This window comes from Sorangium sp. So ce295 (assembly GCF_051527405.1).
GTDB classification, from domain to species: Bacteria; Myxococcota_A; Polyangia; order Polyangiales; family Polyangiaceae; genus Sorangium; species Sorangium cellulosum_B.
The window spans coordinates 4,994,384-5,009,638 of the sequence record NZ_CP150324.1 but is presented as its reverse complement, the minus strand read 5'-3'; the positions used below and the strand labels follow the sequence as shown (position 1 = coordinate 5,009,638).

Annotated in this window: 14 protein-coding genes; 9 read left to right on the top strand and 5 right to left on the bottom strand. The window is 71.1% G+C overall.

The genetic code is table 11. The features are described from left to right. The first annotated feature begins 70 nt into the window (after positions 1 to 70). Complete coding sequence (locus tag WMF11_RS18935) at positions 71 to 508, top strand: NADAR family protein (RefSeq protein ID WP_437978455.1); 438 nt, start codon at positions 71 to 73, stop codon at positions 506 to 508. 148 nt (positions 509 to 656) lie between these two features. Then, on the top strand, positions 657 to 2,357 hold the full coding sequence (locus WMF11_RS18930; RefSeq protein ID WP_437978454.1) for a hypothetical protein: 1,701 nt from the start codon (positions 657 to 659) through the stop codon (positions 2,355 to 2,357). A gap of 83 nt (positions 2,358 to 2,440) precedes the next feature. Here the strand turns inward: WMF11_RS18930 and WMF11_RS18925 are convergent, their stop codons facing one another. Further along, positions 2,441 to 3,148 (bottom strand): hypothetical protein, encoded by a 708-nt coding sequence (locus WMF11_RS18925; RefSeq protein ID WP_437978453.1) that lies wholly within the window; start codon positions 3,146 to 3,148, stop codon positions 2,441 to 2,443. A gap of 137 nt (positions 3,149 to 3,285) precedes the next feature. Continuing rightward, complete coding sequence (locus tag WMF11_RS18920; protein ID WP_437978452.1) at positions 3,286 to 3,975, bottom strand: hypothetical protein; 690 nt, start codon at positions 3,973 to 3,975, stop codon at positions 3,286 to 3,288. Positions 3,976 to 4,084: 109 nt separating this feature from the next. Here WMF11_RS18920 and WMF11_RS18915 point away from each other — a divergent pair, with 109 nt between their 5' ends. Next, positions 4,085 to 5,050, top strand: coding sequence for a DUF4423 domain-containing protein (locus tag WMF11_RS18915; RefSeq protein ID WP_437978451.1), 966 nt, complete (start codon positions 4,085 to 4,087; stop codon positions 5,048 to 5,050). A gap of 89 nt (positions 5,051 to 5,139) precedes the next feature. Here WMF11_RS18915 and WMF11_RS18910 read toward each other — a convergent pair whose 3' ends face one another. Further along, positions 5,140 to 5,811: a cyclase family protein gene (locus tag WMF11_RS18910; protein ID WP_437978450.1), complete on the bottom strand. Its 672-nt coding sequence runs from the start codon at positions 5,809 to 5,811 to the stop codon at positions 5,140 to 5,142. Between the two features lie 320 nt (positions 5,812 to 6,131). On the opposite strand from WMF11_RS18910, the gene WMF11_RS18905 reads away from it, so the two are divergent. Then, positions 6,132 to 7,874, top strand: coding sequence for an ABC transporter substrate-binding protein (locus tag WMF11_RS18905; protein WP_437979322.1), 1,743 nt, complete (start codon positions 6,132 to 6,134; stop codon positions 7,872 to 7,874). Between the two features lie 169 nt (positions 7,875 to 8,043). On the opposite strand, the gene minC is transcribed toward WMF11_RS18905, so the two are convergent. Further along, positions 8,044 to 8,874, bottom strand: coding sequence for a septum site-determining protein MinC (gene minC, locus WMF11_RS18900; protein ID WP_437978449.1), 831 nt, complete (start codon positions 8,872 to 8,874; stop codon positions 8,044 to 8,046). 179 nt (positions 8,875 to 9,053) lie between these two features. On the opposite strand from minC, the gene WMF11_RS18895 reads away from it, so the two are divergent. Beyond that, positions 9,054 to 9,836 carry a hypothetical protein gene (locus tag WMF11_RS18895; RefSeq protein ID WP_437909782.1) on the top strand — a complete coding sequence of 261 codons (783 nt, stop codon included), beginning with the start codon at positions 9,054 to 9,056 and terminating at the stop codon, positions 9,834 to 9,836. Between the two features lie 114 nt (positions 9,837 to 9,950). Here the strand turns inward: WMF11_RS18895 and WMF11_RS18890 are convergent, their stop codons facing one another. Then, on the bottom strand, positions 9,951 to 10,172 hold the full coding sequence (locus WMF11_RS18890; RefSeq protein WP_437978448.1) for a heavy-metal-associated domain-containing protein: 222 nt from the start codon (positions 10,170 to 10,172) through the stop codon (positions 9,951 to 9,953). Between the two features lie 222 nt (positions 10,173 to 10,394). On the opposite strand from WMF11_RS18890, the gene WMF11_RS18885 reads away from it, so the two are divergent. The 4 genes from WMF11_RS18885 (at position 10,395) to WMF11_RS18870 (ending at position 15,183) form a co-directional block, all read left to right on the top strand. Further along, on the top strand, positions 10,395 to 12,713 hold the full coding sequence (locus tag WMF11_RS18885) for a heavy metal translocating P-type ATPase (protein ID WP_437978447.1): 2,319 nt from the start codon (positions 10,395 to 10,397) through the stop codon (positions 12,711 to 12,713). Positions 12,714 to 12,784: 71 nt separating this feature from the next. Next, positions 12,785 to 13,156, top strand: coding sequence for a cupredoxin domain-containing protein (locus tag WMF11_RS18880; protein WP_437978446.1), 372 nt, complete (start codon positions 12,785 to 12,787; stop codon positions 13,154 to 13,156). Positions 13,157 to 13,573: 417 nt separating this feature from the next. Further along, positions 13,574 to 13,969: a four-helix bundle copper-binding protein gene (locus tag WMF11_RS18875; RefSeq protein WP_437978445.1), complete on the top strand. Its 396-nt coding sequence runs from the start codon at positions 13,574 to 13,576 to the stop codon at positions 13,967 to 13,969. A gap of 368 nt (positions 13,970 to 14,337) precedes the next feature. Then, complete coding sequence (locus WMF11_RS18870; RefSeq protein WP_437978444.1) at positions 14,338 to 15,183, top strand: hypothetical protein; 846 nt, start codon at positions 14,338 to 14,340, stop codon at positions 15,181 to 15,183. Positions 15,184 to 15,255 lie beyond the last annotated feature (72 nt).

The window sequence follows — 15,255 nt, the reverse complement described above, 5'->3', positions numbered from 1 at the left end:
CCGTGACGGCGACGGGCTCGCGGCGAGGTTCCACCCCGGCGCCGCGGGGGCCGTGGGGTAGACTGGGCTCATGACCGTCATCCGCTTCTATCGCTCCGGCGACGCTCACGGGTGCTTCTCCAACTTCTCGCGCCACCCGGTCACGCTCAAAGGCAAGCTGTGGCCCACGAGCGAGCACTACTTCCAGGCCCAGAAGTTCCCCGGCACCGAGCACGAGGAGGCGATCCGCAACGCCCCCGGCCCCGGCGAGGCGGCCCGCATGGGCCGGCAACGGAGCCGCCCCCTGCGCCCCGACTGGGAGCAGGTCAAAGACGATGTCATGCGCGAGGTGGTGCTGGCGAAGTTCACCCAGCACGAGGATCTCCGGCGCGCCCTGCTCGACACCGGGGACGCGGAGCTTGTCGAGCACACAGCGAACGACGCCTACTGGGCCGACGGCGGCGACGGGAGCGGGCGGAACATGCTGGGCATCATCCTGATGGAAGTCCGCGCACAGCTGCGCCGCTGACGCGTCAGGGCGGCCCTCTCTCCTGGGACGGCCCTGGATCGCCGGCGATTGGCAGGGCGCGCGTGGCCACCGGGGCACGCGCTTCCCGGCCGCTCAGGCGCTTTGGCGGAGACGCCTGCGCCGGTCGGGTGTACCACAGCGCACATCCATGAGGAGAACCCCCCTGTCCATGCGCCTGGCGTTTCCCAGACTTGTCACCGTGGCCGGGCTGGTCGCGCTCGCGTCCTGCGGAGGGCCCCCCGCGGCGACGCCGCCGCGCTCGGCCGCGGCCCCGGCGCTCGCGGCAACGGCGCCGCCGGCCGGCCCCGAGCTGCCGCGAAGCGTGGAGTCGCTCGTCGACGTCATCCCCGGCGACGCGGTGCTTGTAGCGAGCGTCCCGCAGGCCGGCGAGCTCCTCGCCGGCGCTGCGCCGGTCCTCCGGGAGGAGCTCCTCGCGGAGATCACGGGGGTCCTGGCGCGCCAGCCCGGCCTGAGCCCTGAGCTCGCCCGAGATCTGATGGCATCGTTCGACGGCGCCACGGTGTTCGTCGGGGGCGAGGCGGCTCCGCGCGATTCCCTGGGGGCGCTCGTCGAGCGCGGCTGCGTGGCGGCGCGATTCCGCGACGGAGCCCCGGTCGAGCGGCTGCTGAAGGAGCTGCCGCGCGAGGCCGGCGAGGGCAGGTTCGCGCTCCGAGGCGACGAGGACGACGTGATCGCCCACGGCGCGTGGCTCGCCGAGGCACGGGTCGCCGTCGTCTGCGCCCGGCCGGAGCCGCTGTCGAGGGCCCTGCGTGTCGCGGGGCAGCGCGAGCCGTCGTTCAAGACGTCCGCGCTCTTCCAGGCCGAGCGCGCGAAGGATCCCTGGCTCGCGATCGACCTCCACAGGCTGCAAGGCGGCGGCGCGACCGGCCCCGAGCCCGGCTCGCGGCTCCTCATCGCCCTTCCCATCAGCCAGGACGCGCCCGGGCTCCGCGTGGAGCTCGAGCTTTACGGACCGGACGTTCCCGCGCTCGGCACGGTGCTCGCGGCGACGGACCATGCCGCCGTGGCGAAGCTGCCCCAGGGGGCGATTGTGACGTTCGGGCTGTCCCTTCAGCGGTCGCCCGGAAAGACGGTGAGCGACGTCCTCGGCGCCTTCGACCGGCTCGCCGGCGAGCCCACCGCGGCGTCGGCCGCGGCCGCGCTCGCCGAGGTAGGGCTCGAGCTCGGCGATGTGGACAGGGCGCTCGGCGGCGCGGCCGCGGTCGGGATCTACCGCGATCCGAAGCACAAGCTCGGCCTCGCAGGCGAAAGGCGCGCCGAGGCGCTCAGGCACAGCGCCGTGCTGATCGCGCTGGCGACCGCGGATGAGGCAGCGCAAAAGAAGGTGTTCGGCGCGGTCGCCGCGCACATGAAGGGGACATCGAAGAAGCTCAGGGCCAAGCCTGGGTCGCTCGCGCAAGATCTCGAGGACGGCAACGAGCTGAGGGCCGAGACCCGGCCCGGGTTCATCCTGATCGGCGCGGGCGACCGCAGGTACCTCGCCCAGGTCGCCGCGCGCTTCGGGAAGGACAAGGAATCGCTGGCCGCGACCCCGTCGTTCGCCGAGGCCCGGGCGCTCGCGAAGGGCGCCTCGCATCTGCAGCTGTACATCGACCGTCAGGCGTTCGCAGGAATGCTCGAGGGCCCTGTGGCGGCGAGCTTCGGCGCGCTCGGCAGTTCGCCGACGCTTGTCTCGCTCGCGCTCGCGCCGAGCGACCGCGGGCTGGATCTCACGCTGAGCGGCCATGGCGGGGTCGAGATCCTCGGCGCGAGCGCCGCGCTCGCCGTCGCCGGCGTCAGGCGTTACATCAACTCCGCGAAGGCAGCGGCGGGGGACGAGCTGGAGTAACGCGCCGCGGCCGCGCCTGATGCACATGATCAGGGACAGCCATGCTCCACCGCAGGTGGCTGCCCGCGACCGTGGCTTCGCGCTCAGAACTCTGCCACGTCGAACAGCTCCGTGTAGCCCGAGTAGATCGAGCCTTCCGGCCTGCCACCGATCGGGTAGCCGTCGCCCCTCCCGCTGATCGAGCCCTCGATCGCGCCGGGGCTCAGCTTGCCGTACAGGTGGACGCTGACCTTCTGGAACTCCGCAGGATCGATCTCGGTGACCTCGTACGAGCCCTGGAGCGCGGCGAGGTCGAACCAGTGCACGAAGTCGGCAACGTCGGGCTCAAAGGCGCGGAGCTCGACCACGAGCGACTCGTCGAACACGCCGTCCTCGGTCGAGAAGGCCAGCGTAACATCCACCTGGACGTAATCGGAGCAGGCCGAGGGGTACAGCTCCGTGCTGCCGCTCGATTCGCCCAGATCGGGCTCCGTGGATCGCACGAGACGCGCGGCGACGAGCTCGCCCACGGAGAACGTCGCGGTCGTGCTTTCATCTCCCCTCCACAGGAGCGAAACGGAGCGCTCTCCGGAGACGGCGGAGGCGACGTCCCGCGCCGAGAAGCCCAGCGGCGAGACGTCGTCGGCGCCGATGTCCTCCGCCTCCTTCTCGCACCCCCGGAAGACCCCCCCGATCTGGCCGCCCTGTGGCGTGTTGTCCGATGGACCTCGATCTACTTCGTCGACGCAGCCGAAGAGCCCGACGCTCGTCACCGCCGCGACGACCCAAGAAAGCCAACGCCGCTCGCGCATGTTCACGACCTCCTGTGGCCTACCTTGCGTTCGTCGCCGGCGCGATGCCAGGTCAGCTTCGCACATTCCATAGGGCAAAATGGCCTATCTATGTGCGAATCTGCGATACATGGACCATGGATCCCGAGGCTTCGCGCTCAGAACTGCGCCACGCCGAACGGCTTCCCGGAGACCGACCCGTCCGGCCCGCTCCCGGTCGGGTGGCTCTCGGCCATCCCGCTGATCGTGCCGGAGACCGCGCCGCTGCTCAGCGCGCCGCTCAGGTGCACGGTGACGGCCTTGAACTCCGCGGGATCGACCTCGGTGACCTCGTACGAGCCCTGGAGCGCGGAGACATCGATCTTGTAAAAGAAGCTGGCAGCGTCGACCTGCGGCACCCTGAGCGTGACCGCGAACGACTCGTCAAACGCGCCGTCCTCGGTCGAGAAGGCCAGCGGGACGTCGATCTGCAGGTGATCCGCGCAATCCACGGCGAGCGCCGGCTCCTCGCCGCTCGAATCGCCCTCTGCCACCGTCGATCGCACGAAGCGCGCGGCGACGAGCTCGCCCACGGAGACGGTCGCCGTCGTGCTGCCGCCCTTCGCCCATGTGAGCGGGACGGAGCGCTCTCCGGAGATCGCCGTGAGCGCCGCTCGCGCCGAGAAGCCCAGCGGGGAGACGTCGTCTTCGCCGATGTCCTCTTTCTCCTCGTCGCACCCGCCCTCCGCGACGTGGACTCCGCCGATCTGGCCGCCCTGCGGCCCGCCGCCCGCGCCATCGACGCACCCGAAGAGCCCGACGCTCGTCGCCGACACGATCACCCAAGTAAGCCAACGCCGCTCGCGCATGTTCACGACCTCCTGCGGCGTACCTTGCGTTCGCGGTCGGCGCGACGCCAGGTCAGCTTCGCACATTCCATAGGGCAAAATGGCCTTCACATGTGCGAATCTGCGGTACGTGGACCATGAATCCCTTGCAAAAGAGCTGATCCGCGCCCTGCGCGGCCGGCGCTCGCAGCTCGCCTTCAGCCGCCGGCTCGGCTTCCGCACCAACGTCGTCTACACGTGGGAGTCCGGAAGGCGCTGGCCGACGGCGGCCACCTTCCTCGTCGCCGCGCGGCGCGCGGGGGTCGACGTCGCGGGGGCGGTGAAGCGCTTCTTCCCGTCGCTGCCCGCATGGCTCGCGCGCACCGATCCTGCGTCGGCGGAGGGCGTCGCGGCGCTCCTCTCGGAGATGCGCTCCATGTCGCCCATCGTCGACGTGGCGCGGCGCGCGGGCAGGAGCCGCTACGCGGTCGCGCGCTGGCTCTCGGGCGAGGCCGAGCCGCGGCTCCCGGACTTCCTGCGGATGGTCGAGGCCTGCTCGCTGCGCCTGCTCGATTTCGTGGCGCTCTTCACCGACCCGGCGGCGCTCCCGGCGGCGAGCGCGGCGTGGCGCACGCTCGAGGCCCAGCGCCGCGCCGTCTACGAGGAGCCGCTGCTCCCCGCCGTCCTGCTCGCGCTGGAGCTGCCGGCCTACCGGGCGCTACGGCGCCACGAGCCGGGGTGGATCGCGCGGCGGCTCGGGTTCCCCGTCGAGGACGAGGCGCGCTGCCTGGATCGGCTCGCGGAGGCCGGCCAGATCCGGAGGAGCCGCGGGCGGTGGATCGTCGCGCCGATCCGGACGGTGGACACGCGCCCGGACCCGGACGCGGAGCACCGGCTCAAGTGCTTCTGGGCCGGCGTCGGGCTGGCGCGGCTCACGCGCAAGGCCGAGGGGCGCTTCTCGTTCAACGTCTTCACGGTCTCCGCGGCCGACCTCGAGAAGCTCTCCGAGCTCCACGTGAGCTATTTCCAGAACATGCGCGCGGTGATCGCGGAGTCGCGGCCGCCCGAGCGCGTCGTCGCCGTGAACCTGCAGCTCTTCCCGCTCGACGGAGCCTGAGCCGGCTGCGGACACCGCGGCGCCGCGCCGCCGCGCCCGGCAAGCCAAGCCCGCGACTCACCGCGCTTCCGCCAAGCGGCCTGCGCGGCTCACAGGATGGCGAACGCCCGGACCGGGAACGTGCCGAAGGCGCGGACCTTCACCGGGACGGCGAAGAGGCGGGCCCCGGCGGCGGGGAGCTTGTCGAGCCCCGTCATGTGCTCGCAGATGGGGATATCCGCTCCGAGCAGGAGGGAGTGGACTGGCCGCGCGGGATCGGCCGTGTCGTCGATATTGTAGGTGTCGACGCCGACGAACACGGCGCCTGCGCCGGCCAGGAGCCGCGCCGCGTCCCGCGTGAGGTACGGGTGTCCTTCGAAATAGCGGTCTGTGCGCCAGTGTTCGCTCCAGCCCGTCCGCACGAGGACGGCCTTCCCGGCGAGATCGAGCCCGTCGAAGGCGTCGGCGTCGATCGCCCTCCCGGACCGGCCCCGCGCCTCGACCACCACGCTCTCCAGATCGGCCAGCGATTCGAGCGGCAAGCCGGCGAGATCCTTGCCGTTCGCATAGCGATGAAACGGGCTGTCCACGTAGGTGCCCGTGTTGGCGACCATGTCGATTCGGCCGATGTGGAATTCGACGCCTTCCGCGTAAACGCCGCGGGACTGCTCGCGCGAGAGGAAATCGCAGACGACGGGCGCCGGAATCCCCTTGTACGTCGTCATGCCGTGCTCGACGTCGTGGCTCAGGTCGACGAAGGTTCGTGAGGCGGGGGTGGTCACGGTCGGCTCCTTGGAAGGGGCTCCGGGCGGCGGAGCCTCCTCTTGCGCCCGGTCGGGGCCCCGAGCCGCCGCCAGTTTCGCGGGAGGGCGCGAGGAGATCCAGAAATCGGGCGCGGGCCGGTCGAGTTGACATGTGCTCACATGCGCCGATACAGTGCGAGCGCGGCGACACCTGGTCCGATGGTTCACGGGGGCGAGCGTCGTGCATGGGTGCCTCGGCGAGGGCCGGGCGTCGTCGCTGGAGTGGTCACGGGAACGGAGCGTCGCGGGGGGTCGAGATCGCCCGCGTGGAGAGGTGGATGTCTGGGATGAGTCGAACCATGCCGCGCCGCGCGTTCGTCCTGTCGGCGCTGCTGCTGTCCACCTTCGCCGCGGCGGGCTGTCGTTCGAAGAATGGCACCGAGAACCCGTCCGCCGCGCCGGAGCGGGCGGCGGCGCCGGGGGGGTCGGCGCAGGCGGCGGCGGCCGCCTCCGCGCAGCAGCCCCCGACGAAGCGGGCCGCGATGGTCACGATCGCGAGGGAGCAGCAGGCCACCTGGGTGCGCAACTTCAACCCCCTGCTCCCCGAGGGCAGCGTGCGCTTCCCGACGGTCGCCGGCATCTACGAGCCGCTGCTCGTCTACAACACGATGCGGAGCGACTACACGCCGTGGCTCGCGACGAGCTACGCGTGGAGCGACGCGAACAAGAAGCTCACCTTCACGACCCGCTCCGGCGTCAAGTGGTCGGACGGACAGGCGTTCACGGCGAGGGACGTCGCGTTCACGTTCGCGCTCATCAAGAAGCACGCGGCGCTCGATCTCGCCGGGGTGTGGCGGTTCCTCGGCGCCGTGACGGCGATCGACGACACCACCGTCGAGTTCACGCTGCGGCGGCCCTATGTCCCCGGGCTCAGCTACATCGGCCACCAGCCGATCGTGCCGGAGCACGTGTGGAAGGACGTCGTCGATCCGGTCACGTTCGCGAACGAGAACCCCGTGGCGACAGGGCCCTTCACCGAGGTGAAGGTCTTCCAGAACCAGGTGTACGAGCTCGGCAAGAACCCGCACTACTGGCAGGAGGGCAAGCCGGCGGTCGACGGGCTGCGCTTCCCGGCGTATCCGAGCAACGACCAGGTCACCCTGGCGCTCGTCAACGGCGAGATCGACTGGGCGGGCGCGTTCGTGCCGGACATCGAGCGGGTCTTCGTCGCCAGGGATCCGGCCAATCATCATTACTGGTTCCCGCTCGTCGGGGGCACCGCCACGCTGTACCCGAACGCCACGAAGAAGCCGTTCGACGACGTGCGCGTGCGCAAGGCCATCAGCATGGCGATCGACCGCGACCAGATCGTCAAGCTCGCCGCGGACAACTACACCCATGGCGCGGACGCGACGGGGCTGGACGACTCCTACGAGCGGTTTCGCAGCGAGAAGGCGGTGGAGGCGGGCGACTGGGTGAAGTTCGATCCGCAGCGGGCGAACCAGATCCTCGACGAGGCGGGCTATCCGAGGGGCGCGGACGGCATCCGGACGAGGCTCGGCAAGCCGATGCGCTTCGAGATCAACGTCGTCAGCGGCTGGTCCGACTGGGTCCGCGCGGTCCAGATCATCACGCAGAACCTGGAGAGCGTGGGCATCGCCGCGTCGATGAAGACCTACGACTTCAGCGCGTTTTACGCGGCGCTGCAGAAGGGCCTGTTCGATCTGTCGATGGGCTGGACCAGCGTCGAGCCCACGCCGTACAATTTCTACCGCGATCTGATGAGCGCAGATCTCGTGAAGCCGCTCGGCGAGGTGGCGCCGCGCAACTGGCACCGTTTCGGCGCCAGGGAGGCCGACGTGCTGTTCCACGCGTTCGAGTCCGCGACGTCCCCTGCCGATCAGAAGCGCATCCTGGACGGGCTGCAGATGATCTTCGTCCAGGCCGCGCCGGTGATCCCGCTCTTCAACAACCCGTCGTGGGGCGAATACAGCACGAAGCGGTTCACCGGCTTCCCGACGATGGAGAACCCGTACGCGAAGCTGACGCCGAACAACCCGCCGGAGTACCTGCTCGTCCTGACCGAGCTCCGGCCCAGGTGACGCGCCTTACAGCGGTTTCCGCACACCTCTGCACCGTGCAGAGCAGAGCGGCGGTCTCCCGCACAGGAGACGGGCCCAGATCGGCGTTTTCGGCGCACAAGCGCACTCCGGTGCGCTGAGCACCGAAAACGCCGAGGTGGGCCCGTCTCCGAAGCGGGTGACCGTCGCTCTAGAGACGTGTGATCACGAGCCCATCGTTCTGCACCGAGATGCGGGCGGGCTTGCCGCGGTGCTCGTCGGGGATCTCGTCGGCCATGAGGTAGCGGCCGGCGATCGAGACGAACTCCGCCTCGAGGCTCATGCAGAAGATGCTCGCGTCCGCGTTGTTGTGGGCGCCGGCCATGGCGCGGCCGCGGAGCGGCGCATAGACATGGATGTTGTCGTTCGCGATGAGCTCCGCGCCCGAGCTGACCGGCGACAGGACCACGAGGTCGCCGTGCGGCACGTAGATGACCTGCCCGCTGCGCACCGGCTGCCGCACGGTGAGCCCCGCCGGCGGCGGCTCCCCGGCCGCGTCCGGCGGCGGCGCAGCGTCCCTCGGGCGGCGGGCGGGCGCCGCCGCGGCGGCCCCTGGCGCGCCGCGGTCCGGCGCGGGCCCCACCGCCACGGGCCCCGGCGTGGGGGTGCTCCCCTCGGCCGGCCCGGCCTGGCGTGACGATCGCGTGAGCGGCGTCCGCAGCACGCCGAGGCCGGCGGCGACGGCCCGCTCGCGCTGGGCGTCCGTCGGGTTGCGCACGGCGATGGGCACGAGGTTGTGCTTCCTCAGCAGCCCGGCGAGGGCGCCGAGATCGACGGGCTCGTCGCCGAGCTCCGCGAGGTCGAGCAGGATCGGCAGGTGCAGGAAGAAGTGCGGCATCTGCGAGATGTGGTCGGCGAGCTGACGCTCGACGGCCGAGACATTCGCCGTCTTCAGACAGAGCATCGTGATCGCAGGCATCGTGCCCTTGAGCGCAAACGCCTGCTGCTCCTGCCGCTTCTCCCCTCGCCTGCCCGACACCATCGCTGTCCTCGCTCGCAAAAAGGTGCTTCCGCGGCGGCACTCTACCCCGGATCCGGGGGCTCGCGCGGGAAAAACCGCTGGGGTTCCGGGCCTCGCCGCGCGGCCGGCGCGTCGCCGCCTGCGGCCGGCGCGCCGCTGCTTGGCTGGCCGCCTCGCGCGGTGCTAACGGTGGTTTGGCCATGCCGACCGCGCGCCGCGCCTCCGTACTGCGGCTCGATCCCCCTCCCGCATCGTCCTCTCCCTCTCCCGCGTCCCCGCGCGCGACGCCCCGGCCGGTCGACGCGCTCGATCGCCACTTCGCGCTGGAGGTCCCGCGCGTGTTCTCCGAGGCGGAGCGCGCCGCGCTCGTCGCGGGCGTCCACGCGGCCCGCGCCGAGTGGACTGCCGACTTCGGAGGCGAGCAGTTCTCGCTCGGGCGCGCCTTCTACACGCACCTGGAGCAGGGGCGCTCCCGGGTCTATTTCGCCGACGCGGCGGCCTCCGACGCCCGCGTCGAGCGCCACCTCCCCGGGCTCCAGCGCCGGATGCGGGAGCTCGTCGCGGCGCTCACCGGCGGGCTCGCGCAGCCCCGGCGCGGCTTCTGCGGGCCAGGCGTCCACATCTTCCCTGCGGGGGAGAAGGTCGCGCGTGAAGGCGGCGTCATCCACTTCGATACGGAGGGGCTCTCGGACTACCACCTTGCCCGCCGGCTCCGCGCGATCACGGTCGTCGTGATGCTTGAGCTCCCCGACGCGGACGGCGGGCTCAAGCTGTGGGACGTCCTCTACGACGGGCGAGACGACCCGGGCGACGAGGCGCTCTCCGCGAGGAGCCTCGTCGCCGGCTACAGCTCTGGCGGCGCGCTGGTCATCGACAGCTACCGCCTGCACCAGATACAGCCGTTCCCGGGCGAGCGCGACCGCATCTCCGCGACGGTGCACGCGGCCGAGATCGACAGCGGCCGCTGGGAGACGTGGTTCTAGCACCACGGTGTCACAGCCGGAGGGACTGGAGCCTGGAGCCCTCGGCGGGTCGACGACGGCAGCTGGTCACCCAGTCACCCAGGTCGGGCCACGAGCCCCGGGCTCTGCGGGCGTTCAGGCGGCGCGGGGGCGCACGTCGTAACCGGCCCCGCGCACGGCCTCGACGAGGGCGTCCACGGGCGCGCTCGCCGGATCGTGCTGCACCACGACGATGCCCTCGCGCAGGCGCACGTCGACCCTGGCCACGCCGCCGCCGAGCTCGCGAAGCGCGCTGTCGATGTGGCGAATGCAGGACGGGCAGCTCATCTCGTCCACCTGGAGCAGGGTCTCTTTCATGACGTCTTCCTTTCGGCGACCCACGGGCCGCTCATCCCCGAAGACGCGGCCATCATTGGTTCATTACACCGCAGGAGCCGCCACGTTCGTCGGGGGCGCCGAGCGAAGCCCTCGGTGCCCCGGACATGCCGGCCGCGCAGCCAGCTGCGCAGCGAGCTCCAGCGCTCTCGCCGTAATCCGCGGGGTGGCCCCGCGTCTGCGCCGGTCGACAAAGAGGTGATCATGTCGACCGCATCCGTCTCCATTCCCGCCCCCCAGGACACCGACGAGGGCGCCATCTGCCACGTCGATCTGCCCGTGGAGGGCATGACCTGCGCCGCCTGCGTCCGGCGCATCGAGCGGGCCTTGCTCGCGATCCCAGGCGTCAGCGACGCGAAGATCAACCTTGTGACCCGCACGGCCACAGCCACGTTCGATCCGTCGGCCGCGTCCACCAGGACCCTCGTCGCCGCCATCGAGGGCGCGGGCTACAGCGTCCCGGAGCGCAGCGCCGCGCCCGGCAGCACCCCCCTTGCTCCTGCCGGCCGGGCAGCCGCCGCCGAGGAGAGCCTCGACGGCGAGCGGCGCGTCCTCCGGCGGGACTTCGTGATCTCGCTCGTCCTGTCCGTACCGCTGCTCGTCCTCGGGATGTCGCACGGCCGCATCCCGGGCGCGGACGGCACGATCGGCCGGTTCGTCCAGCTCGCCCTCGCGACCGCGGTGGTCGTCTGTCCCGGCCGCAGGTTCTTCCGGCTCGCCTGGGCCGCGCTGCGGCACCGGGCGGCCGACATGAACACGCTCGTGGCCCTCGGGACCGGCGCCGCATGGGTCTACTCCGCGATCGCCGTCGTCGCCCCGCAGCTCTTTCCCCACGCCGAGCACGGCATGCGGCCCCATGTCTACTTCGAGGCCGCCGGGGCCATCATCAGCTTCGTCCTGCTCGGCAAGCTCCTCGAGACGCGCGCCCGCAAGCGCCTCACCGACGCGGTGCGTGGGCTCATCGCGCTCCAGCCCAGGACGGCGCGGCGCCTGCGCGGCGACGTGGAGGAGGAGATCCCGGCCGCGGATCTCTCGCCCGGCGACCTCGTCCGCGTTCGGCCGGGAGAGCGGATGCCGAGCGACGGCGAGGTCGTCTCCGGCACCTCGGCCATCGATGAGTCGATGCTCACGGGCGAGAGCCTCCCCGTCGACAAGAGCGCCGGAGCGCCTGTGTTCGGCGGCACGCTGAACCAGAGCGGGCAGCTCACGGTGCGGATCACGAAGACCGGCGCCGACACCGCGCTCGCCCACATCGTCGAGGCGGTCGAGCAGGCGCAGGGCTCGAAGGCGCCGATCGCGCGCCTCGCCGATACCGTGAGCGGCATCTTCGTCCCGGTGGTCCTCGGCATCGCCACGCTCGCGTTCGTCGCCTGGGTCGCGATGGATCCGAGCGCGGCGGGGTTCGCTGCCGCGGTCGAGCGGTTCGTCGCCGTCCTCGTGATCGCCTGCCCTTGCGCCCTGGGCCTCGCGACGCCTGCAGCCGTGGCCGTGGGCACCGGGCGCGGCGCCGAGCTCGGCGTGCTCGTGAAGGGCGGTACGGCGCTCGAGGCGGCCAGCCGCGTCGATACCGTCCTCGTCGACAAGACGGGCACGCTCACGGCGGGGCGGCCGCAGCTCGCGGCCGTGAAGGCGCTGGCCGCGGTCTCCGAGGACGAGCTCCTGCGCCTCGTCGGGTCAGCGGAGCTCGGCAGCGAGCACCCGGTCGCGAAGGCGCTGGTCGAGGGCGCGCGCGCCCGCAACCTCCCGCTCTCCGCGCCCGAGGACTTCCGCGCCGACGCCGGACGCGGCGTGGTCGCCCGCATCGACGGCCGGGAAGTGCGCATCGGCACGGCCCGGTACCTCGCCGAGCTCGGGATCGACGCCACGCCGCTCGAGGAGCTCGCCCAGGGCCTCGCCCGGCACGGAAACACCCCGTCGTTCGTCGCCGTCGAGGGTCGCCTCGCCGGCCTGGTCGCCGTCGCCGACCTGCCGACCCCCGAAGCCAAGGAGGCCGTCGCCGCGCTGCACCAGCTCGGCGTGCGCGTCGCCATGGTGACTGGGGACCGCGAGGCGACGGCGCGCGCGGTGGCGCAGCAGCTGGGGATTGACGAGGTCTTCGCCGAGGTCCGCCCCGAGGACAAGGCGCGCATCGTGCGCGAGGAGCGGGAGCGCGGGCGCATCGTCGCCATGGTCGGCGACGGCATCAACGACGCGCCCGCCCTCGCCGGCGCCCACGTGGGGATCGCGGTCGCGAGCGGCACGGACATCGCGGTCGCCGCGGCCGACGTGGCGCTGCTCCGTGGCGGCATCGCCTCCCTGCCCACGGCGCTCGGGCTCTCGCGCGCGACGCTGCGGACCATCCGCCAGAACCTCTTCTGGGCGTTCATCTACAACGTGGTCGGCATCCCGATCGCCGCCGGCGCGCTCTACCCGCTGACCGGCTGGCTCCTGTCGCCGGTCCTGGCGAGCGCGGCCATGAGCCTGTCGAGCGTCTCGGTGCTCCTCAGCTCCCTCCGGCTCCGCCGGTTCCGGCACGCGAGCTGAAATCGGCGCTCGACCGTAATGCGGCGGAGGCCCGCGCGTCTTCCACCCAGAACCTCACAGGAGATCCTCTCATGAAGATCACGCACGCAATTCTCTCGATCGCGCTCGGCATCACCTCGGTCGCCTCCGTGCTCGGCAGCTCGCAGCCCGCGAGCGCCGAGCCACAGAAGGCCCCGCGCGTGGTCGAGATCATGGTCCACGGCGCCTTCGTGCCCGACAAGATCGCCGCGGTCGAGGGGGAGCGCCTGCAGCTCAGGCTCGTCCGTCACGACAGCGGCGGCTGCACCAGGGAGGTCGTCTTCCCGAGCCTCGGCATCCGCAAGGAGCTGCCGACCGGACAGCCGGTGACCATCGACCTCCCCGAGCTGAAGGCAGGTGAGCTGCAGTTCGAGTGCGGCATGGGGATGATCAAGGGCACCATCGCCGTCGCACCGAAGAAGTGAGCAGCGGACGGAAGCGGTCCCTGGCTCACGGCGAGCGAGCCCCTCCAGCGGGCGCGAGCCGCGTGCTCGCGCCAGCGCACCGGCCGCGGATGGCGACAGCCTGGTCGTTCGGATAGATGAAAGTGACCGTGCAGGTCACATCGATCCCATCACCCCTCTCGAATCCCATCCGCCCAGATCTGTTCCAAGCATCGCCCTGTGAGCAGCCCAGACGCATGGGCGAGCGGAATGGCACGACGCACGCGCCGCGCCGGCGCTGGTTCAGCCTCCATCCGAGCCGCGAATGCGGAGCGCTCCGACATGACGAGCCTGGTGAATTCGACAAGTCTCTCGCCCTGCCCGTCGGACTCATCCCGTGCGCGCGCGAGACGAGCTCACGAGGCATCGAGAAACATCATCGGAACAAGGGAGGGACACATGGCCCACAAGGGGTTCACTCTGAGCACGGCTTTCGTGAGCACGGCCAGCCACGCCCAGAGCTGCGAGTCGATCTGCGTCCAGACGATCCAGCACTGCCTCCATATGGGAGGCTCGCACGCGGAGCCTTCCCACATGCAGCTCATGCAGGATTGCGCCAAGATCTGCGAGACGACCGCGACGTTCCTGATGCGCGGCTCGCACCAACACAGCCAGGTCACGGCCGCGTGCGCGAGCATCTGCGAGCTCTGCGCCCAGAGCTGTGACAAGTTCGCGGGTGACGCGCAGATGAAGGCCTGCGCCGACGAATGCCGCCGCTGCGCCGCCGCGTGTCAGCAGGTCGCGCAGATGCGGCCGGGCGGGGCAGCCGGCGCGGGGCACCAGAGCGTGCCCTGAGACCGGCCTGGGCGCCGCGCGGGGCGGCGCTGAATGGAACGATTTTACGCAGCGCTGTCGGCCCTGCACGGCTCGCTTGGGTGCTCGTCGGTGGCTTCCTCGACGCCCACCTGGTCCACCGCCTCGTCTACTTCCCGGCCGACACGCTGGCCGATCACCGGAGCCGCGCTTCGATGGACGAGAACTGATGCCGCACGAGGAGCGTCTGTGGCCCTGGAACGCACAACGAGGCGGCCGCTTCGCTCCTTCACCGGGGCGATCGAGCCTGGCGCGGGAACTTCCGTCCTCCCGGCGGCCTTGAAGCCCTGGCATGGCGCTTGCGCAGTCATGGGGTGTTGACTCGGATCGGCCCGCGTAAGGAGCCCACCATGTTCATCCCTCCATCCATTCACGGCTCTCTCCTCCTTTTGTTCGTCTCCTCCGTCCTCGCGGCGGGTTGCGTCGTCGACCCGTCGTCCGATGCGGGCGAGCCCGTCGGTGATACTTACCAGAGCTTCGATGAATGGAAGGCCAGCCTCCCGCGCGATCCGAACGACGGCGCTTATCTCGTCGACGGCGACATCGGCGTTCACGACGACGTGACCCTGAAGGATCTCTCCGCCGAGCGCCGGCAACCGGGGGCGCTCATCGTCAACAAGCGCGGCGACGGGAGCGATGACCGCTGGAGCGACGAGCAGAAGATGAACCTGACGTATTGCGTCTCTCCGCGCTTCGGCGACGATCATGACGCGGTGGTCGCCGCGACGCTGTCGGCCGGGTCCGCCTGGGCGAGCGCCGCCGCCGTCCGCTTCGTCTACGAGCCCGACCACGACGAGGCCTGCGAGTACTACGAGGAGCATCCCGCGCTGTTCGAGGTGGTCCCCGCCAGCGGCACCACGTACAACGGGAGAGCTTTCCTTCCGAGCATGGTCGCGCGGGGGTATCACCAGGTCTTCATCGATCTAGAGAACATCGCTCGCTCCGCCTCGAAGACCCTGACCGGGGTCCTCCGGCACGAGCTCGGGCACGTCCTCGGCTTCCGGCACGAGCACGCCCGGCCGGAGGGCAACGGCGCCTGCACAGAGCGTCCCGGCTGGCGGGCGCTCACGCCTTATGATCCGCGGTCGGTGATGCACTACAACGCGGAGAGCCGGTGCGAGGGCACCAACGGGGGAGACTACGTGCTGACCTGGCTCGACGAGGCCGGGGCGGCGACGCTGTATGGCGAGCCTTGATGAGCTCCGCCGCGACGGGTGACGTTCGATGCGTCCGCTCACCGGCAAGGCGACGTGCTGGCGCGGTCGCGC

Bases quoted from the DNA above. Each gene is read 5' to 3' on its own strand.
- WMF11_RS18935 (WP_437978455.1), top strand. From the start codon at position 71: ATGACCGTCATCCGCTTCTATCGCTCCGGCGACGCTCACGGGTGCTTC.
- WMF11_RS18930 (WP_437978454.1), top strand. From the start codon at position 657: ATGAGGAGAACCCCCCTGTCCATGCGCCTGGCGTTTCCCAGACTTGTC.
- WMF11_RS18925 (WP_437978453.1), bottom strand. From the start codon at position 3,148: ATGCGCGAGCGGCGTTGGCTTTCTTGGGTCGTCGCGGCGGTGACGAGC.
- WMF11_RS18920 (WP_437978452.1), bottom strand. From the start codon at position 3,975: ATGCGCGAGCGGCGTTGGCTTACTTGGGTGATCGTGTCGGCGACGAGC.
- WMF11_RS18905 (WP_437979322.1), top strand. From the start codon at position 6,132: ATGCCGCGCCGCGCGTTCGTCCTGTCGGCGCTGCTGCTGTCCACCTTC.
- minC (WP_437978449.1), bottom strand. From the start codon at position 8,874: ATGGTGTCGGGCAGGCGAGGGGAGAAGCGGCAGGAGCAGCAGGCGTTT.
- WMF11_RS18895 (WP_437909782.1), top strand. From the start codon at position 9,054: ATGCCGACCGCGCGCCGCGCCTCCGTACTGCGGCTCGATCCCCCTCCC.
- WMF11_RS18890 (WP_437978448.1), bottom strand. From the start codon at position 10,172: ATGAAAGAGACCCTGCTCCAGGTGGACGAGATGAGCTGCCCGTCCTGC.
- WMF11_RS18885 (WP_437978447.1), top strand. From the start codon at position 10,395: ATGTCGACCGCATCCGTCTCCATTCCCGCCCCCCAGGACACCGACGAG.
- WMF11_RS18880 (WP_437978446.1), top strand. From the start codon at position 12,785: ATGAAGATCACGCACGCAATTCTCTCGATCGCGCTCGGCATCACCTCG.
- WMF11_RS18875 (WP_437978445.1), top strand. From the start codon at position 13,574: ATGGCCCACAAGGGGTTCACTCTGAGCACGGCTTTCGTGAGCACGGCC.
- WMF11_RS18870 (WP_437978444.1), top strand. From the start codon at position 14,338: ATGTTCATCCCTCCATCCATTCACGGCTCTCTCCTCCTTTTGTTCGTC.